We start from the raw sequence: 23,250 nt of genomic DNA on the forward strand, positions 1-23,250 counted from the left end.
GGTTCACATCCCCACGCTGTGGCGATTGACTTCTTCCTTGTGGATTTCGAAGGCGTATCGGTCACCTGTCGTGGCTATCAGGCGAAACCGAGTCGCGGATCGTTGCTGTGCGACCGCGTCTGCCAACGCATGTTCACATTGCGCTCTCGTGCGCGGGAGCCACGACACATGGCGAGCCACTTGCGAGCTCATCTGCAATTCGCAAAATCGATCGATGTCGGACGGTACGTGTTCACGGAGTCGAACGGGGCATGAATTCATTCAGGTACCGGACGCAGCCAGGTGCGTTTCTCGAAAGGCGTCGTACGCGGTCACGGAATCATCAAGGCCTGGGCGGCGGATGCGGAAGCGACGGAAACCTCGATGGCAACGAGCACTTCGAGAGAACGACGCGCTGCTTCTGTCTCAACGGGGTAGTGCCCTGCGATGCGAGCCAGGATACCTCGCTTTCCGCTGCCATTTTGACCTCGGCCCGACGTCGGATAGGGGGGGGCTGCCGTCAGCGCATAAGCGCTCCCGTTCCGCAACGGTTTTTCGTCTGATCGTGGATCAACGCCACGGCGCAGATCTTGCTGACGCGGTGTCCTCGGGCCAGTTCCTATAAGGGTAAGTCCGGCATGGCGCAACGCCATCAAACCAGATTAACTTATATCAAACAATTTTTGACGCAAAATTATGTTCCTGATATGGTCTTTCGCACTCGCTAAGCGCGATCCGGCCACGTTGGTGCCCGGCGAATAGGTTCGCGTACTTCGCCAGCGGTTGAACCGGACGCTCAAGCAGCCTGCAATGGCGGCCGGTACTTCCAGACGGTCTTTTGTAGCAGGTGGAGCGTGGTCCGGTTTCGTCATCGCCGGCCTTGCTCGCGGGCATTGCACGGGCGCTGGACGTGACGACGCCGGACTGCTCCGAAATGCCATCGGGGAAAGTTCGGCTGAGCGCGATGATCGGCTCGAGTTGTCCGGCTTCGCGGACTCGGTACATCGGTTCGCCGGATCATGAATACGGCGGGACGATGTCAGTTCGAATGAATCCTCTAGTGCGCGCTCGTGGTCAAGGCGTACCCGGAAATCACCGCGCAGGGGACAAGTTTCTTCGCGTGATCGACGGTGAAGTTTCGCCGGAGCTGGAAGGCAAGGTATCGATGCGGCAAACAGGCGACCCGGCACATTCTCGATTCACGGTGCCGTAGGGCCGGAGCGACAGCGGAAGCAAGGAAGCGGCTTTGATCCAGATCGGGATGCCGCGATTGTTCTGATCGAAAGCGTGCCGGACAGGTCGAGATGCGTGGTACCTCTCCGCATGCAATTTTGAGGATGACGAAATGATTGATTTGATTATGCCGATCTGGCGAATATGACGCTGGCCGTTGCGGTCGAGACGACGCGCAGGCCGTGCGCCGTCATCCGCATGCGAATACGACACAACCCGTTTCAAACAATCCCACAACCACTCCTGACTGTGAAATACAGATGAAAAACAAAAACATCAACGTCAGCGTTATCGCTGTTGCCGCATTCGCCGCATCTTCGGCAGCAATGGCGCAGTCGTCGGTCACCCTGTACGGCATGCTCGATTCGGGTATCGGCTACACCTCGAACATCAATGGCCACAAGCGGTTCGGCCTCGACGGAGGCGCCGTAGGTTCGAACAAGTGGGGCCTCAAGGGGGACGAAGACCTCGGCGGCGGCCTCAAGGCGGTATTCAAGATCGAAAACGGTTTCAACATCGGTACAGGCGGGATAAACGGCCAGGGGCCGATTGGTTCCACGCGTTCGCTGTTCAACCGCCAGGCCTACGTCGGCATTGCTTCCGATCGGTACGGTACCCTGCGCATGGGGCGCCAGCTCGACGCCGTGACGGAAATGGTGCAGGGCCTGACGGGCGACGCCATTTCAGCATCGACGTTCTCGACGCCGGGCGACGTCGACAACAACGACAACACGACGAACCAGAACAGCGCCGTGAAGTACATTTCGCCGGTCATCAACGGCTTCCAGGCTGAAGGCGCGTACTCGTTCGGCGGTGTCGCCGGTGCGATGGGTTCGGGGCAGTCGTGGTCGGTGGCGGCGAACTACGCTCAAGGCGGCCTGACCGTCGCCGGCGGTTACTTCCGCGCGACCAACCAGGGTGAGAACGGGTGGCAGAACGCCACGGCACAGCCGGGTTTCGGTACCGCGCTGGGCTATCCGAGCTCGGGTTATAACGGTGGCAATGCGTTCAAGAGCGCGGGCATCGCCCAGGTCGCTACCCAATACCAGATCGGTCCGTACACGGCGGGCTTGCGGTACTCGAACGCGCAGTACCAGGGCAACAACGGCCAGCCGTCGATCCACTTCAACGTGCTGGGCGCGCTCCTGCAGTACCAGGTCACCCCGGCATTGTCGCTGGCCACCGGGTACACGTATGTCTACGGTTCCGCAGCCACGCCCAGCCAGGCTGCCGAAGGCCGCACGATGGCTTCGATCAACCAGGCGTCGCTCGGTGCCATGTACGCGCTGTCGAAGCGCACGTCGGTTTACGCCGTCGGTGCCTACGTCCATGCCCAGGGCGCTCAGGCTTCGGCTGCCGACTTTGGCAACACCTCGTCGGGCGGTAACCAGGTTCAAGTCAACATCGGCATGCACCATAGCTTCTGATCCCCAAATTGCAGGCCCGGAAGCCCGGAGTAGTGGGTGCAATACGCCGGGCTGGCAGCATTCTGGTGGTTCCACATGACCATGAGCGCTCGGATCGTCAACGATTCGAGCGCTCGTGTCAGACGGCTGCAAGCGGGGCCGCAAACGGGCCGCAAGCGGCCGGGGCGCAGCTGGCCGCCCGATCTCGAGTCTCGTTCGACGAATCGCCCGGACTTCACGGCAGTCGCGACCGGCATCCATTCCTCCATGAGCGCCGCCGCCGGTCCATGCGACGCCTTGTCGCCCGCGTGTAGCAAAAAGGCCTGCTGAAGCCGGCGGTGTCTCGGCCGCATTGACGGCTCATCGATCGCGCAGCCGCTCGACTTGCCGGCGCGCAGCACGAATGTCGTCACGGCACTCAACTCTTCCACGAATCTGTCGTTAACTCAGGGCGGCTGCCTCCGAGTGGGCGGCGCTCCGGCGTCTGAACCCGCCGGACAAGGGATCGTCAAATGCGACGTCGCGGCCCATGTGCCACGCCCGCCGCCGCGACGCCTCACGCGATGGGTCAATGCCCCGTCTGCGAGTTCGATGAGTACGCAACCATTCTAGGCAAGCGATATCGCACCGTGCCTGTCGCCGCGGGCGAGCCTGAAGGTTGCCGGATCGAAGCGCGCCGGCGAGGGCTTTACGTCTTGGTTAGAGAATGTATCCGAGCAGCTACGATGTTCCGATTGCGCGCCTCGTCGCGCGTCAGATTCTGTCCTGCACGCCGGCCACGCCGGTGCGGGAGGTCGCGCGACGCATGTTCATCGAGCGTTGCAGCTCGATCGTCGTGATGGAGGATGAACAGGTCGTCGGGATCTGGACCGAGCGCGATGCACTGTCGGCCGGCGACGATCCGCACGGGCTCGATCGGCCGGTCAGCGAGGTAATGAGCCATCCGGTGCTGACGCTCGAGGCCAACACGCCGCTGGGCGAGGCCGCGATGAAGTTCAAGCAGTCGGGCGTCCGGCACTTCGTGGTGGTCCGCGATAGCGCCCCGATCGGTGTGCTGACGCAGACCGACGTCGTCGTGAACCAGGGGCCGGAGTTCTTCCTGCACCTGAAGCCGATCGAATCGATCCGCATCCATCCGCCCGTCGTGGTGTCCGAGCAGGTGGCGCTGCACGACGTCATCGCACGGATGCGCATGCAACGACTCGATGCGATCCTGGTCGGCTACGACGACGGCGAGCACGGCATCCTGACCGAGCGGGACATCGTCCGGCTCCTGGCGGAAGGCGCGTCCGAGGGCGCGGTCGGGGCCTACGCGAGCAAGCCGCTGCAGATGCTGAGCGCGAAGCAGAGCCTGTATACGGCACAGCGCTTCATGACCGAGCACAATATGCGGCACGTCGGCATTCGGGACGAGGCGGGCAGGCTGACCGGGCTGCTCTGTTTCGCGGACGTGCTGCAGAGCATCGAGCATGAATACGCGAACGAGTTGCGCAGCGCCGTGCGCGAGCGCGACGAAGCGCTGGGTCTCGCGCGCTTCAACCTGCGCATGGCGGATCGGGTGTTCGAATCGGCGCTCGAAGGCATCATGGTGACCGATCGGCACGCGAGGATCGAGCGCGTCAACCAGGCGTTCACGCGCCTGACCGGGTACACCGCGGACGAAGTGATCGGGCGCAACCCGGGCCTGCTGAGTTCCGGGCGCCAGACGCCGGATTTCTACAAGCAGCTGTGGCATTCGCTGACGACCGATGGCCACTGGCAAGGCGAAATCTGGAATCGCCGCAAGACCGGCGAGCTGTTTCTGGAATACCTGACGATCACCAGCATTCGCGACAACGACGACGAGATCTCGCACTATGCGGCGATCTTCTCCGACATCACGCAGCGGCGTCAGGCGGAGGAGCGGCTGGGTTATCTCGCCACGCACGACGTGCTCACCGATCTCGCGAACCGGGCGCTGTTCGAGGAGCGGCTCGCGCACGCGATCGCTCACGCGAAGCGGCTCGGTCACAAGGTCGCGGTGATGTACCTCGATCTCGACCGCTTCAAGCTGGTCAACGACACGCTCGGCCACAACGCCGGCGACGAGGTGCTGAAGCAGGTCGCGGAGCGCATCGTCGCGTCGGTGCGCTCGAACGACACGGTGGCGCGCATGGGCGGTGACGAATTCGCGCTCGTGCTCGAGGAATTCGACGATGTCCGCGACGTCGGGCGCGTTGCACGCAAGCTGCTGGACGAAGTGGCGCGGGCGATCGATGTCGGCGGTCGCGAGATCTTCGTGACGCCGAGCATCGGCATCAGCATCTATCCGGACGACGGCACCGAGGCGGAGCACCTGATCCTGCTCGCGGACCAGGCGATGTACGGCGCGAAGAGTCGAGGCAGGAACGTGTTCCAGTTCTTCGAGAGCAAGATGACATCGTCGGCGATGGAGCAGCTGGAGACGCTCGGCGAACTGCACCGCGCGCTCGAGCAGAACGAATTCCGGCTGTTCTACCAGCCGCAATACGATCTGGCCAGCGGCCGGATCGTCGGCGTGGAGGCGCTGCTGCGCTGGCTGCACCCACGCAAGGGCCTGGTGCCGCCGGGCGACTTCATCGGGCTGGCGGAGCGGTCGGCGCTGATCGTCCCGATCGGCCGGTGGGTGCTGCGCGAAGCCTGCCGGCAGGCGCGCCGCTGGCTCGACGAGGGTTTCGAGTTCGGGCGGGTGTCGGTGAACGTGTCGGCGCGGCAGTGCTTTACCGACCATTTCCTCAGCGACCTGACGACCATCCTCAGCGAAACCGCGCTGCCGGCCGAATGCCTGCAGCTCGAGTTGCTCGAAAGCATGGCGATGAACACCCGCGAGGAAATCGGCATCCTGCTGCGCGAACTGGCGACACGGGGGATCAGCCTGGCGATCGACGATTTCGGTACGGGCTATTCGTCGCTGGTGTACCTGAAGGATCTGCCCGTCGATACGCTGAAGATCGATCGGTCGTTCCTGACGGACTGCGGTTCGGGCAGCACGGATGATGCAATCGTGCGCGCGATCGTTGCGATGGGGCGCGCACTGGGGCTCGATGTCGTGATGGAGGGCGTCGAGACGGAGAAACAGCTGGCGTTCCTGCAGGAAATCGGCTGCCACCAGGTGCAGGGATTTCTGTTCGCGCGGCCGCAGCCTGCTGAACAACTGGCCGGGATCTCGTTGCGTCGCGGTTTCGAATTGCTGACCGAGTGAGGCGGTCGGATGTCAATATGTCAGCAGCCGAGGTTCCCCGCGATCGCGCTACTGCCGCTTTTGAACGACAGCATGTCCGTCACCTTGCCGGTATAAAAATCGATGATTTCACCGCCATGCGTCAGCAGCCGGTCGCCGAACCAATCTGCTGCCAGTCGCGCGGGCGGCCCACGGTGACGTTGAATGGCATGTTCGACCGCACCGCTATGTGCGTCGATCACCAGATCCTCGCCCCAATTGCAGCGTGCCGTTTCCGGCAAGGGTAAGCACAAATGGCTGCCACTCTCGTTGAACAGGATGTTGGCCGAGCGAATCTCGCCAAATTCACCAATATCGCGCGACCATACCACCGAGCCATTCCGGTCACAGCACAGCAATTGATTGGTGTCGCTCGCGACGAACATGACTGACCCATCGCGCGCAAAGCGCAGGCGCTTGACCTTGCCGCCCGCCGGGAGGTTGACCGTGTTGATCTCGCCGCTGCGGCAATTCACGGTCAGCACCGAATTCCTGGTTCGTTTGTCTGGAGCCCACAGGAGTCCGTCGACCGGATCCACGTCGCCGAAACGTGCATCGAAATCGCGCGCGACAGGATCGCCAAGCTCGCCGGTGTCCAGATCGATCACCACCGGACGGCCTTTGTCATTGCTCTTGAAGACGCTTACCAGCGCATAGCGCCCGGAAGGATCCAGGCGCGTCCAGAACGACAGAAACCTGTCGGTCTGATGCAGGACGGTGCCATCGGCAACTACGGTCAAGCGGCTACGGTTGGTATTGCGTGCGACTATCCACGACGCCGATGCCAATGCAAGGCGACGGCCGTCGCGCGATACGTCACACGCCGTATCGTCCGTCTGCGCGCCGGCAACCGATGTAATCGTTTTCGAATCACGGTCGTATTGCACTAACGCCGGCTCGGGAAGGAAAGCGTCAGTTGGGTCAAAGAACACGAGACCGCGGGGGACATCGATGTACACAAGTAACTCCGGCAAGAATTGCGAAAAAGACGTGTCGATCGCGATTGTTTGGGTTACCACTGACGCGTTGCGTCGGCGGATCATGTCCTGATTATCAACAGACTGGCGCGTGGCGTCGAGCGATTGGTTCTGGGCGGCTGGTCGGAGCTGGTTGACCGTGGTCGAACCTGAAGAGACGGTCCGGTTTGCCGGAAGCAGGCATTCAACATTACACTTGGCCTTTGATTTACCTTCCCCTATCGAGCTTTCTTTCGAGCCCGCTTTGTCATGGATGAATCCGCTCAAATCGACAAAATCGTGGAAGATTCGTTTGGCCTTTGGATTACGGGTCTTTTCAGCGCGATCGGCGGCAATTCACCGGGTATGGCCTTCCATAGCCATAGAGATGCATTCTTTCGAGTCGTCGAGCATCTACTTCGGACGGGAAGGATCAAGTTCATTGCCCCGGGAGCGGATTGCTATGTCTCGCCCGAACATCCGAATCCTCGATTTACGATCAACGATCACCAAGCGCAGTGGCACGCTTCGCCTGACGAGATCATCTCCTACCTCCGAGACAGGTGGCCGGAGGCTGCATGCCATGAGCACGATCTGTTACTGCTCGATTACTTCTACAGCATCCCCGCAGTGATATGGGTTGGCGACGATGGCACCTTGGTGGCATCTTGATCGGAGCGATCGCGCCAACTATTCGAGAAGCTGACCGAAGCCCGATTGATGACGATCTAGGTGGTGATGCCGGATGTCTGAAAGTGGCCGACTGCAGCCCGACGGCGAGCCGTTGTCGGATGCCGGCGTCGAACGGACTGCATCCGGTTGAATCGACCATACGCGGGCTTCATCTGGGACTCGAACCCCGTCGACGGTGACGAAGCCACACCCGGCACTGGCAGGAATGGACAGGTCACGACGGCGATTGAAGGTCGAACAGTTCCCGGTTGGTCTGGAGATAGTGGGGCAAGCCGCCATCGTCGGAATTGAGCATGAGCCTCAACGGCCTGGAAAAGGCAATGCAAAGGAGCGCAAGTACGAAAAGTTCGCTGCCGTAGATGATGACTGCGTTTGGCGACAAGGCTTTCAGCGCCATGCCCGACATCCAGATACCCAATGGAGCAGCGGCCGTGCAAAGAAACATCAGGCTCGATTCCATGCCGGCACGATGCCCGACTGGAATGGCCATTGCCCGTTTCGAATTGACGGTGGCGTTGAACATCGTCAATCCGGTACCCAATGCGAAACCGAGCATGCACCAGACGGGAAGCGTGTGCGAGCAACCGAACGCGAAGATGGAGGCGCCGATCATTGCAATGCCGACGATCGAAATGGCGTGATCGGAAACAATGCGTCGTGCGTGCTGGATCAGCAAGGCCGAAGCCGCCAATACGCCCGCACCCAATGACAGTTCGATGCCGGCGACGTTCAGCATCGAGCCTCCCTCCGCGAGAACCTTGGCCGGCAACAGGAAGAAAACGAACGGGACGAACAGCATGTTGGCAAGCAGCGACGCTGTCGCGATCGCCCGCTCGGCGCGAATACCGAGCACCCGCTGCATCCCGCGACGCAGATCCTGGAAAAACGACGGCGCTTCGCCGGAGCGCGCGTGCACCGATTGGCCCGCGCTGAACGACATGTGGAAGGCGAGCGCCGCTACGACGCCGAAACAACTGCTTGCGACACTCACCCATAGCGCGGACTCGCCGCCGAATGCCCCGATCATGAAACCTGCCAGCGTCGGGCCGAACAGGATATTCAGGATGAAACCCGATGCCTTCAGGCGCAGACCTCGACGAACCTCGTCGGCATCCGGCGAAATTTCAGGTATGAGCGGCGTGCTCAGCGGCATAAGGGCCGCCACGGCGACACTCGAAGTCACGCTTGCGACGACGATGACGACGATAAGCCAGTTCGTGTTGGTGCCGTGAAGCGCAAGTGCGACGACGACCGGTATCACCGACGCAAGGGCAAGCAGCGATGCGCCCAGCAAAACCGTACTTTTGCGGACCCGGTCGGCGACGATGCCGGTGAACGGAAGGATCAGCAGGGTCGTCGCCCACGTTGCGACCAGCGTCAGCGTGAGTGCCGACGGGTTCGCGAGACCCTTGAGCAAAAGCCAGGTGGCATAGAACTGCAGGATGCGAGACGAAACCGTCACGGCTGCGTCGGCGCACACATACGTCACGATCAGTTGCCACCGGGTCGAGGGCATCATGCTATTCGTTATTCTGAAACGTGTCGGCGACGGATTTGAAAATGGCTGCCGCATTGAACGCCCGCGCATTCCTGGCAAAACCTTGCAATGAATACCTCGCGGATCTGCTCGGCCGATGTGCCGAGATGCAAGGCAGCGCCAGGCTTGGAACGCAATTGATTCTCGCAGCCGCTCATCGCACTGCTTACTCCAAGCGTGACGGGGTGCCGCGTCTTCAGATCAATACCGGGCCGGCGACACGCGTATCCGTACATGTCCAGACTCTTTGCGAATCGCGCGAACTGCGGGGCTATGTTTTCAGGTAAACAAAGTCTGGTAAACAAAAAAATATTGGAGCGCGTCACGCAGCGGTTCGCACATCCCCGGCAGCGCAAGGGGCGTGACAAGGTGCGAATTCGGGATTCTCGCCCACGTCATATCGATGACAGAAATCGTTGTTTGCGGGTACGTCGTGCGGCACGCTAGATTGGCCGAATCGGCGTCGATGCCTGCGCGGCGCAGTCATGCTCAACGTGGATCGACGTGGAAGCCGAAGCCGATAAGCCGCGGCACGCTGTCCCCGCCCAAGCGGGATTGCCCCTGCGCAAAGCGTCCCGCCGCACGTTTCCGGTGACCGGGTGGCGTTGCGCACATGGCGCCGCTCGCCGAGAGGCACATCTTTTCGACACGCCATTGACGACGACTTCATCAAACCCCCGAGTTGATCGACGGCATCGCGTCGCGCGGCAGCCCGTCCTGACGGCCATCGGCGTGTCGAAGCGCTTCGGCGCGACGACCGCGCTCGCATCGCTCGACCTGTCGATCGGCGCCGGCGAGGTCGTCGCGCTGATGGGGGCCAACGGCGCGGGCAAATCGACGTTCGTCAAGATCCTGAGCGGCGTGATCCGTCACGACGGCGGCACGCTGACGCTGCGCGGCACGCCTTACCGGCCCGCTTCGCCGCACGCGGCGAAGCAGCTCGGCATCGCGACCGTGCATCAGTCGGTTGCCGACGCGGTGGTGCCGACGCTGTCGATCGCCGACAACCTGCTGCTCGACCGGCTGTGCGATCCGGCATCGTCGTGGCGCGTGCCGCCGGCCGCCCGGCGCGATGCCGCACGGCCGCTCGCCGAACGCGTCGGGCTCGATGCCGACCTGGCGGCGCCGCTCGCGTCGCTTTCGCTGGCGGACCAGCAGCGCGTGACGCTCGCGCGAGCACTTGCTGGGCAGCCGGGCCTGCTGATCCTCGACGAACCGACGGCGAGCCTGTCGGCGCCGGAGGCCGAGCGCCTGTTCGCGCTGCTCGATACATTGCGTGACGAAGGCGTCGCGGTTCTGCTGGTGTCGCACCGGCTCGGCGACCTGCGCCGTATCGCCGATCGCGTCGCGATCGTGCGCGACGGGCGGATCGTTGCCGATCTCACCGCACCGGTCGATTTCGACGCGGCGGTCGAAACGATGGTCGGGCGGCCGTTGCCGAAGTCGCGTGTGCCGGGCCCGGCGCCGATCGCGCGGCCCGGCGACGGCGGCCTGAGCGTGCGCGGGTTGCGCCTGACGCAGGCCAGCGCGCCGTTCGATCTCGACGTGCGGCGCGGCGAGATCGTCGCGATCGCGGGGCCCGTCGGCGGCGGCAAGTCGCGCCTCGCAAACACGATCTTCGGCGCCGTGCGCGCGGCGCAGGGCGCGATGACGCTCGACGGCAGGCCGTGGCGCCCGCGTTCACCTGCCGACGCGATTCGCGCCGGCGTGTTCCTCGCCGGCGAGGACCGCTGGCGCACGTCGCTGTTTCCCGACAGCGTGCCGTTTGCGTCGATCGCGGGCACCATCAGCTTCCCGTTCCTGTCGCGCTGGTTCGGCGGCGGCGCGGTGCGCGCCGCGCGCGAGCGCACGGCGGCCGCCGCCGCGATCGCGCGCTTCGGGATTCGCTGCACGGGCCCCGACGACCGTCTCGTGCGGCTGTCCGGTGGCAACCAGCAGAAGGTCGTGCTCGCCCGCTGGCACGCGGAACCCGCGCGGCTGCTGCTGCTCGACGAACCGTTCCAGGGCATCGACGCCGGTGCGCGCGCCGATATCGTCGACATGTTGCGGCGCCATGCGCACGAACGCGCGACGCTCGTGTTCGTCAGCGATCTCGAGGAAGCGGTCGAAGTCGCCGATCGAGTCGTCCGGTTCGATCGCGCGACGCTCGATCATTCATCCTCCCACCCGTCGGACTGATCCATAACGATGCTGAAATCCGCCACACCTGCCGTTGCACCCGATGCGCCGTCCACCAGGCCGGCGCTGTCCGCGTCGGCCCGCTTGCGCGCCGGCCTCGAACGCACCGGCATCCTGCTCGTGCTCGCCGCGCTGGTGGTCGTCTTTACCGTCAACGAGCCCGCGTTCCTGAACGTGGACAACCTGTTCAGCATCCTGCAGGCGGTGTCGATCGTCGCGCTGCTCGGGATCGGTGTGACGATCACGCTCGCGGCGGGCGGCTTCGACTTGTCGGTGGGCAGCATCGCCGCATCCGCGCAGATGGCGGCCAGCTACGTGCTGGTGGTCTGGCACGGCAGCGCGCTCGCGGCAGTGGCGGCCTGCGTGGCGCTCGGTGTGGCAGCCGGCCTGTTCAACGGTGTGCTGATCACGCGCTTGCGCGTGCCGGACCAGCTTGCGACGCTCGGCACGCTGTTCCTGCTCGCGGGCCTGCAGTTGATTCCGACCGGCGGGCGTTCGCTCGCGACCGGTTCGGTGCTGCCCGACGGCACGGAAGCGAGCGGCATGTTTCCCGACGCGTTTCTCGCGCTCGGGCGCCTGCGCGTGTTCGACGTGGTGCCGTTGCCGGTTCTGATACTGGCGGCGGTGACGGTGCTGGCTTGCGTCGCGATGGAAGCGACACGCTGGGGCCGCGTGATCTATGCGATCGGCGGCAACGAGACGGCCGCGCGGCTGGCCGGTGCGCCGGCGGCGCGCTACCGGGTCGCGGCGTATGTCGTATCGGGCGCAATCGCGGCATTGGGGGGCGTGCTGATCTCTGCCCGCGTCGGGCGCGGCGACGTCAGCGCCGGGCACTCGCTGCTGCTCGACGCGGTGGCCGCCGCGCTGGTCGGGTACGCGGTGTGGGGCGCGAAACGGCCGAACGTGTTCGGCACCGTGGTCGGGGCCGTGTTCGTCGGCGTGCTGCTCAACGGCCTGACGATGCTGAATGCGCCGTATTACCTGCAGGATTTCGTGAAAGGGGCGCTGCTGGTGCTCGCGCTGGCGTTCACGTTCGGCATCGGCCGGCGCGCGGACGCCCGCGCCTGAGCGCGGCGTAGGGGCGGGGGCACGGCGTGCGGCGGCTCACGCGGCGCGCACACGCCGCCCCATGAAACTCAGCGCGAGCACCGCGAGGATCAGCGCGCCGGTGGCGACCTGCTGCCAGTAGAAGTTCCAGCCGATCAGCAACAGCCCGTTGGCGACGAGGCTGATCAGCAGCACGCCGAGCAGGGTGCCGGCGACGCCGGGGCGGCGCGTCGGCGACAGCGTCGTGCCGATGAAGGTCGCGCCGATCGCGTTCAGCAGGAAGCCGTTGCCGGCCTGCGGCACATAGGCCTTGACCGTCGACGACAGCAGCAGGCCGACCACGCCGTAGACGAGCGCGCTCGCGACGAACGTCGCCACGACGGTCGCCGCGACCGGCAGCCCCGAATGGCGCGCGACGCCCGGCTGCGCGCCGAGCGCGGCGCTGTAACGCCCGAACGCCGAATGCGCGAGCACGACATGCACGGCCGCACCGAGCACGACGACGCACCACAGCGGCACTGGCACGCCCGCGAGCGTACCGTGCGCGAGCGCGCCGAACAGCGGCGGCAGCGCCACGTTCAGCAGGTAGACGGGCTGGCCGCCGCCGGTGGCGAGCTGCTGGACGGTCTGGCCGATGAACAGCGTGCCGAGCGTCGCGAGAAACGGTGCGATCCCGAGCCCGGCGACCAGCGCGCTGTTGAACGTGCCGACCAGCACCGCCGCACCGAGGCCGCCGAGCAGGGCCGGCAGCACGCCCACCTGGTGCGCGACCAGTTGCACGAACACGAGGCTCGCGACGTCGATCGCGGTGCCCAGCGACAGGTCGACCGCGCCGATCGACAGCGCGAGCGTCATCCCGAGCGCGGCGATCGCAAGCAGCGCGAAGTTGTTCACCAGCACGTCGGCGAGGTTGGCGGGCCGCATGAACCCCGGTGCGAACACGGCGAAGAAGGCGATCACCGCGAGCAGTGCCGCCACGAGCGAGAACCGCTGCAGGCGGCCGATCCGTTCAGTCATGGGCATGGTGTTCCGTATGGCGGCGCCGAATCAGCGCGGTCGTTGCGACGACGAACAGGATCAGCGCGCCTTCGACGCCGTTGACCCAGTAGCTCGACACGTTGTCGAGCTGGAAGCCGTTGCCGACGATGCCGACGAACAGCGCGGCGAGCAGCGTGCCCGGTATCGTCGGCACGAGCCGCCGCGAGAACACGACGCCGAGCAGCGCGACCGCGACGACGGCCAGCAGGTTCTCGCCGGCGCCGGGCGAGCTGCCGCTCAGCAAGGCACTCGACGCCAGCGCGGCCAGCGCGGCGGAGACGCCGCTCAGCACGTAGCTGGCCGCGACATACGCGTTCACGCGCAGCCCGGCCGCGCGGGCGGCATCGCGATGCGCACCGGTCGCGGCGAGCCGCAGGCCGAAGCGGGTTCGGTGCAGCAGCACGCCAGACAGCAGCGCGACGATCAGCAACGCGGGCGCGAGATGCGGTATGCCGAACGGGCCGCTGTCGATCAGAAAGGCGAGCACCGGGCTCGCCGCCGCGACCGACGTGTTCTGCGTCAGCACCAGTTCGAAGCCGGCGCACAGATTCATCGTCGTCAGCGTGGCCAGCAGCGGGACGATGCGCAGCGCGATCACCGCGAACGCGTTGAGCGCGCCGACCGCCGCGCCGGTGGCCAGCATCAGCGCAAGCGCCGCGCCGTCAGGCGCCCCGTCGCGCAGCGCGACGGCCTGAACGGCTGCGCAGAGACCCATGTTCGCCGCGACCGACAGGTCGAGACCGCCGCGGATCGGATCGGGGCCGCCGCCGATCAGTACGGCCGTCAACCCGAACCCGAGGATGCCGACCACGGCCGACTGCTGCAGCACGTTCGCGAGGTTTGCGACGGTCAGAAAGAGCGGCGAGCTCGCGGCAAACACCGCACACACGACGGCGAACGCCAGTGCCGCGCCCCAGCGCAGCCAGAATTGCGCGCCGAACGTGCCCGGCAGCCGCGCGAACGCTGCTCCGGGCAGCGCGCGATCGAGGATCCGGTTCATGCGGCCACCTCCTGCCGCGGCGTGTGGCCGCGTGCGCCGGTCGCCCACGCGAGCAGATCGTGGCGCGTGGCGTCGCGGGTCGCGACGTCGCGCACGATCCGGCCGCGTGCCATCACGAGCACGCGATCGGTGACGTCCAGCAGCTCGATCAGGTCGCTCGAGAACAACAGGATCGCCGCGCCGTCGCGTGCGAGGCGATCGAGCAGCCGGTAGATTTCCGCTTTGGCGCCGATATCGACGCCCACCGTCGGCTCGTCGAACAGATACACCGGCGACGTGCGATCGGCGCCACGGCTCAGCCATTTAGCGAGCGCGACTTTCTGCTGATTGCCGCCGGACAGCTGGCGCACCGGCGCGTCCGGGCCGGGCGCCCGCACGTCGAGCGCGGCGATCAGCCGTTGCACCGCGTCGTCCTCGCGGCGCCGCGCGACCAGACCGAATCGGGTGAAGCGCGCAAGGCTCGCGAGCGTGATGTTCTCGCGCACGGACAGGCTCGGCGCGATGCCGTGCGAGCGGCGGTCTTCCGGCACGAACGCGATGCCGCGACGCACCGCGTCGCGCGGGCTGCGCAGCCGCGTCACGCGGCCGTCGAGCGTCACCGTGCCGCGCACGCCGCGCTCGAGACCGAACAGGCTGCGCACCACCTGTTTTCCGCCGGAACCGAGCAGCCCCGTGACACCGACGATCTCGCCGCGCCGGACCTCGAACGACACGTCGTCGAACCGGCCGGGCGCCGCGAGGCCGGCGACCCGCAGCGCGGACGGGCCGGGCACGCGCATCGGCGCTTGCGATCGTGCGGCGATCCCGGTGCCGATCATCGCCGCGACGAGCGACTCGGTCGGCGTGGTCCGTGCGTCGAAGTGCGCGACGTCGGTGCCGTCGCGCAGCACGGTGACGCGATCGCAGATCGCCGCGATCTCGTTCAGGTAGTGCGACACGTAGAGGATCGTCAGCCCACGGCGCCGCAGCCGGTCGAGTGTCTGCAGCAGGCGGTCGACCTCGCTGCTGACGAGCGCGGCGGTCGGTTCGTCGAGCACGAGGATGCGCGGGTCGCGCATCAGCGCGCGCGTGATCTGCACGATCTGCCGCTCGGCGACGCTCAACTCGGCAATCAGGCGGTTCGGCGGCAGGTCGAGGCCGAAATGCGCGTGCAGCGCGTCGCTGGCATCGCGTCGCATCCGGCGTGCCGCCAGCAGCCCGAGCGGCCCCGCGCCATAGGCCGGTTCGTTGCCGAACTGCAGCGCCTCGGCGACCGTGAAAGTCGCCGGCAGCAGACGCTCCTGATGAATGAACGCAATGCCCTCCGGCGGCGCGCGGTGTGCGAGCGCCTGTGTCGCACCGTCGATCGCGATCGTACCGGCATTGGCCGTGTCGATGCCGGCGAGAATCCGGATCAGCGTCGACTTGCCGGCGCCGTTCTGCCCGATCAGCCCGTGCACGGTGCCGCTCGCGACGTCGAGCGACGCGCCGCGCAGCGCCGGTACGCCGTCGAAGTGTTTGACGATCCCGCGCAGCGCCAGCGCGGGCGGGCGCGTGTCGGCGCTCATTTCGGGGCGGCGGCCTGCCCGAGCGTCTGCTGGGCCGAGCCGGCGTTGTCCTTCGTGACGAGCAGCGACGGGACGTACGTATAGGGCGGCAGCGTGCGCTCGCCGGCCAGGTAGCGCGCGACGTTGTCGACCGCGGTCTTGCCGATCAGCGCGGGTTGTTGCGCGACCACGGCCGCCGCGCTCGATTTCGGGTCTTTCACGAGCGCGACGACATCGGGGCTGCCGTCCACCGCGTAGGTCCTGATCTCGCTGCGGCGCGCGGCGTCGACGGCCTGCGTCGCGCCGACTTGCGGCACGTCCCACGCGGCCCAGATCGCGGCGATCTGCCCCTTCGGGTATTTCGCGAGCAGCTGGCTGACCTGCGCGTACGCGCTCTGCACGGTGTTCGGAATCACGTCGCGCAACTCGGGCTGCAGGATCTTCACCTTCGGGTAGTACTTGAGCACCGCCTTCAACTGGTCATAGCGGATCGCGCACACCGGCACGCCGTAGAAGCCGTTGAACACGAGAATGTTGCCTTCGCCGTGGATGTCGTTGACGAGCTTCAGCGCGAGTTGTTCGCCGATGAAGAAGTTGTCCGAGGTCGTGACGTTGAGGCTCGACGGCGAGGCCGTGTCGATCGTGAACAGCGGAATGCCGGCCTGCCGGATCTTTTGCAGCCACGGTTCGAGCACGCTCGCCGTGCCGAGCTGCTCGATGATCGCATCGGGCTTCTGCGCGATCAGCGTCTGGATCTGCGCGATCTGGCGGTTGTCGTTGCGGCCGGCGTCGAGTGCGATCGGCGTCCCGCCGAGCCGCTTCACTTCGTCGATCGCACCCTGGTATGCCTTCAGGTCCCAGTAATGATCGGTGCCGATCGCCGTGATGCCGATGCGCTTGCCTTTCGGCGACGGCACGGCGGCGTTACCTGTCGCCGCATCGCCTTGCGCGCGGGCAGGGGAGAGCGCGGCGACGGCGGCGAGCGTCAGCAGGGCGACGGCAACGGTGCGACGGGTTCGGGCGGGACGGGTCATGGCGTCGATGGGCGCTGAAAAAAAGAGGGGGGCTGAACTTTGCGACTCTAATGACAACGCGCCCGCACGCTAACCATCGATTCCTGCTACGCATATCACGCGCGCGCTCGAATGCTTGTGCCGGCTGCGGCGCGGTCGGCTTGAACGATTTGCCATCCGAAGGAATATCGATTGCCGAATCGCTCGGTTTGAACCGGTTCGCCGCGCTGATAGATTTTCCGGATACCGACACCAGCCAAGGAAGATCCGCATGCGATTCCCGTTTCGCCGTCCGTCCCGCCCCGTCCGGATGATCCGCGCGCTCGCGCTCTTGTCCGTTGCCGCGTTGACCGTGCCCGTATCGCATGCCGGCCCGCTCAAAGGCGCACCCGCGCCGTTCGACAAGGGCGGCGTGAAGGTCGCGCTCGTCAACTACCTGTCGACCGGCGATTTCTTCCAGGCATACGAGGCCGGCGCGCAGAAGCAGGCAAAGGCGCTCGGTATCGATCTGCGCATCTACGAAGGTCGCCAGGACGCAACCGAGCAGCGCGAGCAGATCCAGCAGGCGATCAGCGTCGGCGTGTCGGCGATCATCGTCAACCACGGGCTCCCCGAATCGCTGAAGGACGTCGTGCAGCGCGCGCTGGACAAGGGCATCAAGGTCGTCGCGTTCGATGTCGACCTCGGTAACCCGAAGGTGCCGCAGATCGAGCAGAGCGATCGCGACCTCGCGAACCTGCTGCTCGATCAGGCGGTGAAAGACAACGGCGATGCGTTCTCGGCCGGCTACGTGTATGTCGCCGGGTTCGCGCCGCTCGACCGGCGCGACGCCGCGTGGCGGGACTTCAAGCGCGCGCATCCGAAGGTGCGCGAGCAGGCGCGCTGGGGCACCGTCGACAATCCGATCGCGCAATCGGTCGCGAACCAGGCCGCGGCCGCCTATCGCGCGCATCCCGACATCCGCGTGGTGTTCGCGCCTTACGACGAATTCGCGCGCGGGGCGAAGCTCGCGGCCGACGAGGCGAAGCTGGCGTCGAAGTTGCGCATCTATAGCGCCGACATTTCGACCGCCGATATCGAGGCGATCCGCGCGCCCGGCAGCGCATGGGTCGCGACGGCCGCCACGAATCCCGCAGTCGTCGGCGCGGTGTCGGTGCGGGCCGCCGCGCTGCTCGTCGCGGGGCAGGATCCGGGCCGGCGGATCGTCGTGAAGCCGACGCTGATCACGCGCGATGATCTCGTGAAGAACGACATCCGCACGATCGCGGAGCTCGGCGCGAAGTTTCCCGCGTTCCGCGCAAGCGAGGCGGCGACGGCCTCGTGGATTCCGGCGACGGATTAACGCGCGGTCGCTTTTGCCTGCGGTACGTGACCGTACGTAGCACTGGCGGGCTTCGATGCTCGGGCGCCTTTACGGGCAGACGCAGACCCGCCGTTGCTTTTGCATGGCTGATGCAGGAGATGCTGACGATCTCCGCGAACGAAGCCGGCCGCCCGGACTGCAGATACGCGAGCGAATGAACGCGATCGACGGGGAGGCCGATCACACGCGCCGTCGTGGACGATCGTGCAAACGTCGGCAATCCGACGGATATCCCGCATCCGATGCGAGCCGAACAGCACGGCAAGTCCAGTGTCGGCGATCAGCCTGCTAATGGCTGCGTTTATCAAAACCTGACTCGCGTGACCGACCCAATGGCTTGAACGACCGGCTAAACCCGACGATTTGCGTAACGTGACAGTTGTCGCCAGGAACGGCCGCATCCCGACGGGAAGCGGCCGTTTGCTTTGGATGGGCCAATGATCGCTTGTGGCCGGCAAACGACCGCTCGCCGGCCGTTGGCTCAGGCCTCCGCTTGTTCCGCCATCTCAAGCGCATCGTCAACGTCGATGCCGAGGTATCGGCCAGTGCTCTCAAGCCTTGCATGCCCGGGCAGAAGTTGAACGGCCCGCAGGTTCTTCGTTCGCCGATAGATCGGAGAGACCCCTTTCCGCCACATGGTGTGCGTACCATACGCCGTGTCGTCCAGGCTGATGGACGCGATCCAGCGATGAACCAGCCGAGCGTATTGTCGGCATCGAAAGATGCGGCGAAGCGTGCAGCCGGCTCGAAAACAGAATCAATTTTCGCTGCCTGTTTCGCTCTTCTTTCGTTTTGACGGTCGGGGAAAGCAACTCGAACGGGGCATTCGGATTCGGTAGCGTTGCGACCTTCGGATGTCCAGTGCGCAACGTTTCCAGCGCGTAACGTGCTTTCGTGTAGCGGTAAAAACGCATCGGCGGTTGGCAAGGTCAAGGATTCCGACACGATCGCGAACCAGACCCGCCGTCTGCTCGACGCGATGTCTCCCAACAGCGGCCCTTGAGAAAAGGACGATGATCGTCTCTTGTTGGCCGATCAGGGAAATAGGCACCCCCATCGTCTTCTTCCAACGTAACGAGCCGGTTCCAATCGCATCCATTGGGCTACAGTGAACCTTTCCCGCCACCGTCAACCCTGGCGCCCATCCAATACCGCCGACGAGGCCAACCCATGCAACTTCAAACCGGCAACCTGTTCACCGCCGATGGCCGGCGCGATGAGGGCGAAAAAATCGACCTTCTCGTCACGGGCCAGCGTCTGAACGTCGAGCGAATCGTATCGATGGGCCACACGAGCCCGGACGGTTTTTGGTATGACGACGCACGCGCCGAATGGGTCGTGCTGCTCTCGGGAGCGGCGGTGCTCGAATTCGAGGAAGGCCCGACGCGCCATGAAATGCATCCCGGCGACTACGTGCTGATCGAGCCGCATTGCCGCCATCGCGTTGCGTGGACGCACGAAGAAACGCAAACCGTCTGGCTTGCGATCTATTACGAACGTTGAATCAGGAAATAGTGCGAGGGCGGGGCCGAATGCGATCCGGCGCGCAGCATGCCGCCGCGCGCCGAATGAGACAAAGCCTCATCAACCCGGCACGGTCGTTGAATACCGCCGGTATCGATGCCCAAATAGCAGGACGGCGCGCAAAATCGCGCGCCGGTACGCGTCGAGAATCCTATTCCTGGATCAGGAATCGATTGCGATTCTTCGCGTCCTTGATCCATGCGGGCGCGCGACCGCGGCCCGACCAGGTTGCCCCGGTCTTCGGGTCGCGATACTTTGCCTGCACGGGGGCGGCCGCTTGCTTGGCCGGACGGCCGCGACGGTTACCGAAAATGTCCTTCTCGGTAATGCCGAATTCCGCAACCTTGGTGCGGATGTCGTCGACGATCGCCTGGAATTCCGCGGCACGTGCAGCTTCGGCTTTCTCGGCCAAAGCTTCCATCTGGGCTTTCAGTTCCTTGTACGTTGCCATGTATCGCTCTTCAGGTTTGAGTACTCACATGATAGCGGTTTCAACGGAAAATTTTGAGGAAAATTCGCCGACTACGTGTTTTGTCGTCAATATGGCGATGCAGGACTGCTTCGAACACCTGAGAAGTGTGTCGTATTGACGAACACGTAGAGGATTACCCGGGCATCTTTAACGGAACCAGCATGTCAAGTTGACCGATCGCACGGGTTTTCTTCTTCAAGACAGGCAACCGGGATTTAACGACTCTTTACATTTTTATGAAGTATCGGGGAATTCACTGATGAACAGAGACGAGAAGCTGATTCAGATTGCCGCCGAATTCGGCTTCAATCCGGACGAGGAAATCAGGATTGGCGGAAAGTACACCCCCATTCTGGTCGACGGAAATTCGGCCTATATTGCCGGCCAGATTCCACGGATCGGCGAAGTGGTGCATTTCGTTGGCGTAGTGGGGGAATCCGTTTCGCTCGATGAAGGTCGCCGGGCTGCCGGCGTATCGGCACTGCGTGCGCTCTCGCTGATCAGAAAGCGCTGCGGCACGCTTGACGTAATAGCGACGGTGCCGCGCATGACCGTGTATGTGCGAAGTGCACCCGGCTTCACGATGCAAAGCGAAGTTGCCGACGGCGCATCCGATGTTTTGTATGCAGTGCTTGGCGACGCCGGTGTTCATACGCGTACGTCGGTCGGCGTGCTGCAATTGCCCAAAGGCGCATCGGTGGAAGCGGATTTCATTTTCGGGTTGAAGCAGGGCAATGCCGGTATCTGATTCCGACGGGCTGTATCGCCCAGGTAGGTCGTTTCGCGAAACATCCGGATATTCGCGCGTGACATGCGAGTCACTACCGACAAGTGCTTGCAATACCTAAAAGACACCCGCCGATGGACTTCGACAGGTTGACCGATCAAAAGGATTCGACGAAGCGTCAGGCGGCGTTCGATACCGGCGATGTGAATGCGCGCGGCGAGCCGGGCAAGTGGACTGCGCCGTCGCGCACGCCGTGTCGAAACAATCTCGCACGCTGGCGCGTCACGCAGGCGCAAACGTTTTCGACGTGCACGGCGCACGACGGACGCCACACGCCACGCGTTCCCGTCCGCGATCGTCGTGAACACGAATCCCGGGCCACGCTCATGCGCGCTGCAAGTCCTCGCCCCTTGCCTGCCCGGCGGCGGTGCGCCGGTTGCACGCCATTCAAGTAGCCAGCCGATCGCGAATTCATCCCCGGCCGGCCGCCGCATGCGCGCCTCCCGACGCCCCACGATTTCCGGAAATCCCCCGCCAATATCTGCCGGCATCCCCACTTTGGGAGATGCCATTGCCCGACAGCAAGCCTACGATTGACCACAGGGCATCGGGGGCGGATGGCATCAGAACAAGCGGGCAGGCCCGCCATTCCGGGTCGAAATCAACACATGCCCACGCAGTTTATTGACACAGCTTCTGCGTACGATGGCGTTCGACGTGTGCGGTGAGTCGCTTTCATCGCAACACGATGGCGCGTTGATGACGGAAGGCCTGCTGTCGTATTTCGGGGAATTTCAATCAATATGCTGGCACGAGACTATGTGGAACGAGAGCTCTCTCATATCCAGAGAATGGTGGCTCTCCTGGACAGCGAACAGAACGCTGACGATGTGTCGATGTCGGGCGCGGGGCGCGTGCGGCATCCGAGCTACTGGCGCGGGCGAATCGAGGAGCTGCTGTCGGCGCCCGATGTGCCGCGCCACATCAGAAAGCTCAGCGAAGCGGTGCTCGCGAAGATCGACGAGATGGAAATGCGCTTCGCGGCGATGAAGTAAGTGCATCGTCGGATACGGCGCCGGCACGTTTCCCGTCGCGTCGTCGACCGGATGGCCGGTCGCTTATCCGGCCGCCATCACGTCAAGCAGGGCCGCACGGAATGCGGCCATCTCCGCAGCGGTGCCGATGGACACGCGCAGATACGCGGGCGGGCCCGATTCGCGAATCAGGACGCCGTGACGCAGCAGGCCGCTCCAGATCCGGTGCCGATCGGCAAACTCGCCGAACATCACGAAGTTCGCATCCGAATCGGCCACCGTGAGGCCCAGGCCGCGCAGCCAGCCGACGGTCGAATCGCGCTCGGCCTTGATCGTCTCGACTTGCGACAGCATCTCGTCGCGCGCGACCAGCGCAGCGCAGGCCGCCGCCTGGGTGAAGGCGGACAGGTGGTAGGGCAAGCGAACCAGCTTCAGCGCCTGCACGACCGCGGGCGCGCACGCGCAATACCCGACGCGGCCGCCCGCGAACTTGAACGCCTTGCTCAACGTGCGGGTCACGATGAGCCGCGGATGATCCGGTAGCAGCGTCACCGCGCTGGGTACGCCGTGACGGCGGAACTCCGCATAGGCTTCGTCGACGACGACCACGCCCGGCGCGACGTCGAGGATGGCGCGAATATCGCCGACCGGCAGCGCGGTTCCGGTCGGGTTGTTCGGCGACGTCAGCAGCACCACGTCCGGCTGGTGCGCGCGGATACTGTCGAGCGCCTGATCCACGTCCAGCGCGAAATTGCCGGTGCGCGGCAACGTATGGAGGCGCGTGAAAGTCGTGCGGCAGTATTCGTCATACATGGGATACGCGGGCGTAAAGGCCAGCGCCGATCGCCCCGGGCCGCCGAATGCCTGCAGGATCTGCTGGATCACCTCGTTCGAGCCGTTGGCGGCCCAGATGCCCGCTGCGTCGACCGTCACGCCGGTGTCGTGCGTCAGATACGCCGCCAGATGCGATCGCAGCCCTGCAAAGTCGCGATCCGGATAGCGGTTCGCCGCGCGCGCGGCGTCGGCCACCGCGGTCGCGATGCGCTCGACGAGCGCGGGCGACGGCGGGTAGGGATTCTCGTTGACGTTCAGGCAGACCGGCACGTCGAGCTGCGGTGCCCCGTACGCGTGCTGCAACCTGAGGTCCTCGCGCAGCGGCAGATCCGACAAGGCGACTTCTTTCCAGGTCTGTTGCATTGAAAACACTCCGTACGGTATCGATTGATCGGCGCAGCAGGTTTTTAAGGCGGCAAAAAACAAAAAAGGCGCCGCAGGCGCCTTGGTTG

At 64.7% G+C, this 23,250-nt stretch carries 20 protein-coding genes and 1 pseudogene; 10 read left to right on the forward strand and 11 right to left on the reverse strand.

The window, feature by feature from the left end; genetic code table 11:
- Nucleotides 1–1,472 precede the first annotated feature (1,472 nt).
- Entirely contained in the window at nt 1,473–2,639 is a 1,167-nt protein-coding gene (locus L810_RS20780) for a porin (RefSeq protein ID WP_042975541.1), read from the forward strand.
- Here L810_RS20780 and L810_RS47410 read toward each other — a convergent pair.
- A complete protein-coding gene (locus L810_RS47410) occupies nt 2,606–3,049 on the reverse strand; it encodes a hypothetical protein (protein WP_155836324.1) in 444 nt (147 codons plus the stop codon). The genes L810_RS20780 and L810_RS47410 overlap by 34 nt on opposite strands.
- A gap of 275 nt (nt 3,050–3,324) precedes the next feature.
- On the opposite strand from L810_RS47410, the gene L810_RS20785 reads away from it, so the two are divergent.
- The gene (locus tag L810_RS20785) at nt 3,325–5,838 is read left to right on the forward strand and encodes an EAL domain-containing protein (protein WP_021160257.1); all 2,514 of its coding nucleotides are present in this window, start codon (nt 3,325–3,327) and stop codon (nt 5,836–5,838) included.
- Nucleotides 5,839–5,858: 20 nt separating this feature from the next.
- On the opposite strand, the gene L810_RS20790 is transcribed toward L810_RS20785, so the two are convergent.
- Nucleotides 5,859–7,100 (reverse strand): YncE family protein, encoded by a 1,242-nt coding sequence (locus L810_RS20790; protein WP_218921738.1) that lies wholly within the window; start codon nt 7,098–7,100, stop codon nt 5,859–5,861.
- Between L810_RS20790 and L810_RS20795 the strand changes: the two genes are divergently transcribed.
- Nucleotides 7,083–7,484 carry a hypothetical protein gene (locus L810_RS20795; RefSeq protein WP_042975545.1) on the forward strand — a complete coding sequence of 134 codons (402 nt, stop codon included), beginning with the start codon at nt 7,083–7,085 and terminating at the stop codon, nt 7,482–7,484. The genes L810_RS20790 and L810_RS20795 overlap by 18 nt on opposite strands.
- 235 nt (nt 7,485–7,719) lie before the next feature.
- On the opposite strand, the gene L810_RS20800 is transcribed toward L810_RS20795, so the two are convergent.
- Together L810_RS20800 and L810_RS45470 are read right to left on the reverse strand one after the other, a co-directional pair.
- Complete coding sequence (locus L810_RS20800; RefSeq protein WP_021160259.1) at nt 7,720–9,024, reverse strand: MFS transporter; 1,305 nt, start codon at nt 9,022–9,024, stop codon at nt 7,720–7,722.
- Nucleotides 9,025–9,032: 8 nt separating this feature from the next.
- The gene (locus L810_RS45470; protein ID WP_230945775.1) at nt 9,033–9,278 is read right to left on the reverse strand and encodes a carboxymuconolactone decarboxylase family protein; all 246 of its coding nucleotides are present in this window, start codon (nt 9,276–9,278) and stop codon (nt 9,033–9,035) included.
- A gap of 418 nt (nt 9,279–9,696) precedes the next feature.
- Between L810_RS45470 and L810_RS20805 the strand changes: the two genes are divergently transcribed.
- Complete coding sequence (locus L810_RS20805) at nt 9,697–11,220, forward strand: sugar ABC transporter ATP-binding protein (RefSeq protein WP_021160261.1); 1,524 nt, start codon at nt 9,697–9,699, stop codon at nt 11,218–11,220.
- 12 nt (nt 11,221–11,232) lie between these two features.
- The gene (locus L810_RS20810; RefSeq protein WP_369869768.1) at nt 11,233–12,288 is read left to right on the forward strand and encodes an ABC transporter permease; all 1,056 of its coding nucleotides are present in this window, start codon (nt 11,233–11,235) and stop codon (nt 12,286–12,288) included.
- Between the two features lie 36 nt (nt 12,289–12,324).
- Here L810_RS20810 and L810_RS20815 read toward each other — a convergent pair whose 3' ends face one another.
- Genes L810_RS20815 through L810_RS20830 form a run of 4 tightly spaced genes read right to left on the reverse strand, consistent with a single transcriptional unit; the run spans nt 12,325 to nt 16,865 of the window.
- Nucleotides 12,325–13,284 carry an ABC transporter permease gene (locus L810_RS20815; RefSeq protein ID WP_042975547.1) on the reverse strand — a complete coding sequence of 320 codons (960 nt, stop codon included), beginning with the start codon at nt 13,282–13,284 and terminating at the stop codon, nt 12,325–12,327.
- A complete protein-coding gene (locus tag L810_RS20820) occupies nt 13,277–14,305 on the reverse strand; it encodes an ABC transporter permease (RefSeq protein ID WP_021160264.1) in 1,029 nt (342 codons plus the stop codon). Before L810_RS20820 ends, L810_RS20815 begins: the two co-directional genes overlap by 8 nt.
- Complete coding sequence (locus L810_RS20825) at nt 14,302–15,852, reverse strand: sugar ABC transporter ATP-binding protein (RefSeq protein ID WP_021160265.1); 1,551 nt, start codon at nt 15,850–15,852, stop codon at nt 14,302–14,304. The genes L810_RS20820 and L810_RS20825 overlap by 4 nt, the downstream gene beginning before the upstream one ends.
- The gene (locus tag L810_RS20830; RefSeq protein WP_021160266.1) at nt 15,849–16,865 is read right to left on the reverse strand and encodes a sugar ABC transporter substrate-binding protein; all 1,017 of its coding nucleotides are present in this window, start codon (nt 16,863–16,865) and stop codon (nt 15,849–15,851) included. The genes L810_RS20825 and L810_RS20830 overlap by 4 nt, the downstream gene beginning before the upstream one ends.
- Nucleotides 16,866–17,115: 250 nt before the next feature.
- Between L810_RS20830 and L810_RS20835 the strand changes: the two genes are divergently transcribed.
- Entirely contained in the window at nt 17,116–18,186 is a 1,071-nt protein-coding gene (locus L810_RS20835) for a substrate-binding domain-containing protein (RefSeq protein WP_021160268.1), read from the forward strand.
- Nucleotides 18,187–18,401: 215 nt separating this feature from the next.
- Nucleotides 18,402–18,548 carry a hypothetical protein gene (locus tag L810_RS47415; protein ID WP_155836326.1) on the forward strand — a complete coding sequence of 49 codons (147 nt, stop codon included), beginning with the start codon at nt 18,402–18,404 and terminating at the stop codon, nt 18,546–18,548.
- A 140-nt stretch (nt 18,549–18,688) separates the two neighbouring features.
- Here the strand turns inward: L810_RS47415 and L810_RS49175 are convergent.
- A pseudogene (locus L810_RS49175) lies at nt 18,689–18,962 on the reverse strand (integrase); the annotation flags it as partial.
- Between the two features lie 415 nt (nt 18,963–19,377).
- Between L810_RS49175 and L810_RS20845 the strand changes: the two are divergent.
- The gene (locus L810_RS20845) at nt 19,378–19,710 is read left to right on the forward strand and encodes a cupin domain-containing protein (protein ID WP_021160270.1); all 333 of its coding nucleotides are present in this window, start codon (nt 19,378–19,380) and stop codon (nt 19,708–19,710) included.
- 172 nt (nt 19,711–19,882) lie between these two features.
- Here L810_RS20845 and L810_RS20850 read toward each other — a convergent pair whose 3' ends face one another.
- Nucleotides 19,883–20,182, reverse strand: coding sequence for an H-NS histone family protein (locus tag L810_RS20850; protein WP_021160271.1), 300 nt, complete (start codon nt 20,180–20,182; stop codon nt 19,883–19,885).
- A gap of 280 nt (nt 20,183–20,462) precedes the next feature.
- On the opposite strand from L810_RS20850, the gene L810_RS20855 reads away from it, so the two are divergent.
- Complete coding sequence (locus tag L810_RS20855; RefSeq protein WP_021160272.1) at nt 20,463–20,951, forward strand: RidA family protein; 489 nt, start codon at nt 20,463–20,465, stop codon at nt 20,949–20,951.
- A gap of 782 nt (nt 20,952–21,733) precedes the next feature.
- A complete protein-coding gene (locus L810_RS20860; protein WP_042975551.1) occupies nt 21,734–21,985 on the forward strand; it encodes a hypothetical protein in 252 nt (83 codons plus the stop codon).
- A gap of 63 nt (nt 21,986–22,048) precedes the next feature.
- On the opposite strand, the gene L810_RS20865 is transcribed toward L810_RS20860, so the two are convergent.
- Complete coding sequence (locus L810_RS20865; RefSeq protein ID WP_021160274.1) at nt 22,049–23,161, reverse strand: histidinol-phosphate transaminase; 1,113 nt, start codon at nt 23,159–23,161, stop codon at nt 22,049–22,051.
- Between the last annotated feature and the right edge of the window lie 89 nt (nt 23,162–23,250).

Origin of the sequence: Burkholderia sp. AU4i (assembly GCF_000466765.1) — a bacterium.
Lineage (GTDB): Bacteria > Pseudomonadota > Gammaproteobacteria > Burkholderiales > Burkholderiaceae > Burkholderia > Burkholderia cepacia.

Excerpts from the sequence above, each read along its gene's own strand:
- L810_RS45470 (WP_230945775.1), bottom strand. The coding sequence starts at position 9,278 with ATGTACGGATACGCGTGTCGCCGGCCCGGTATTGATCTGAAGACGCGG.
- L810_RS20830 (WP_021160266.1), bottom strand. The coding sequence starts at position 16,865 with ATGACCCGTCCCGCCCGAACCCGTCGCACCGTTGCCGTCGCCCTGCTG.
- L810_RS20865 (WP_021160274.1), bottom strand. The coding sequence starts at position 23,161 with ATGCAACAGACCTGGAAAGAAGTCGCCTTGTCGGATCTGCCGCTGCGC.
- L810_RS20845 (WP_021160270.1), top strand. The coding sequence starts at position 19,378 with ATGCAACTTCAAACCGGCAACCTGTTCACCGCCGATGGCCGGCGCGAT.
- L810_RS20800 (WP_021160259.1), bottom strand. The coding sequence starts at position 9,024 with ATGATGCCCTCGACCCGGTGGCAACTGATCGTGACGTATGTGTGCGCC.
- L810_RS20815 (WP_042975547.1), bottom strand. The coding sequence starts at position 13,284 with ATGACTGAACGGATCGGCCGCCTGCAGCGGTTCTCGCTCGTGGCGGCA.
- L810_RS20795 (WP_042975545.1), top strand. The coding sequence starts at position 7,083 with ATGGATGAATCCGCTCAAATCGACAAAATCGTGGAAGATTCGTTTGGC.
- L810_RS20850 (WP_021160271.1), bottom strand. The coding sequence starts at position 20,182 with ATGGCAACGTACAAGGAACTGAAAGCCCAGATGGAAGCTTTGGCCGAG.
- L810_RS20780 (WP_042975541.1), top strand. The coding sequence starts at position 1,473 with ATGAAAAACAAAAACATCAACGTCAGCGTTATCGCTGTTGCCGCATTC.
- L810_RS20825 (WP_021160265.1), bottom strand. The coding sequence starts at position 15,852 with ATGAGCGCCGACACGCGCCCGCCCGCGCTGGCGCTGCGCGGGATCGTC.
- L810_RS20820 (WP_021160264.1), bottom strand. The coding sequence starts at position 14,305 with ATGAACCGGATCCTCGATCGCGCGCTGCCCGGAGCAGCGTTCGCGCGG.
- L810_RS20860 (WP_042975551.1), top strand. The coding sequence starts at position 21,734 with ATGCTGGCACGAGACTATGTGGAACGAGAGCTCTCTCATATCCAGAGA.
- L810_RS20785 (WP_021160257.1), top strand. The coding sequence starts at position 3,325 with ATGTATCCGAGCAGCTACGATGTTCCGATTGCGCGCCTCGTCGCGCGT.
- L810_RS20855 (WP_021160272.1), top strand. The coding sequence starts at position 20,463 with ATGAACAGAGACGAGAAGCTGATTCAGATTGCCGCCGAATTCGGCTTC.
- L810_RS20835 (WP_021160268.1), top strand. The coding sequence starts at position 17,116 with ATGCGATTCCCGTTTCGCCGTCCGTCCCGCCCCGTCCGGATGATCCGC.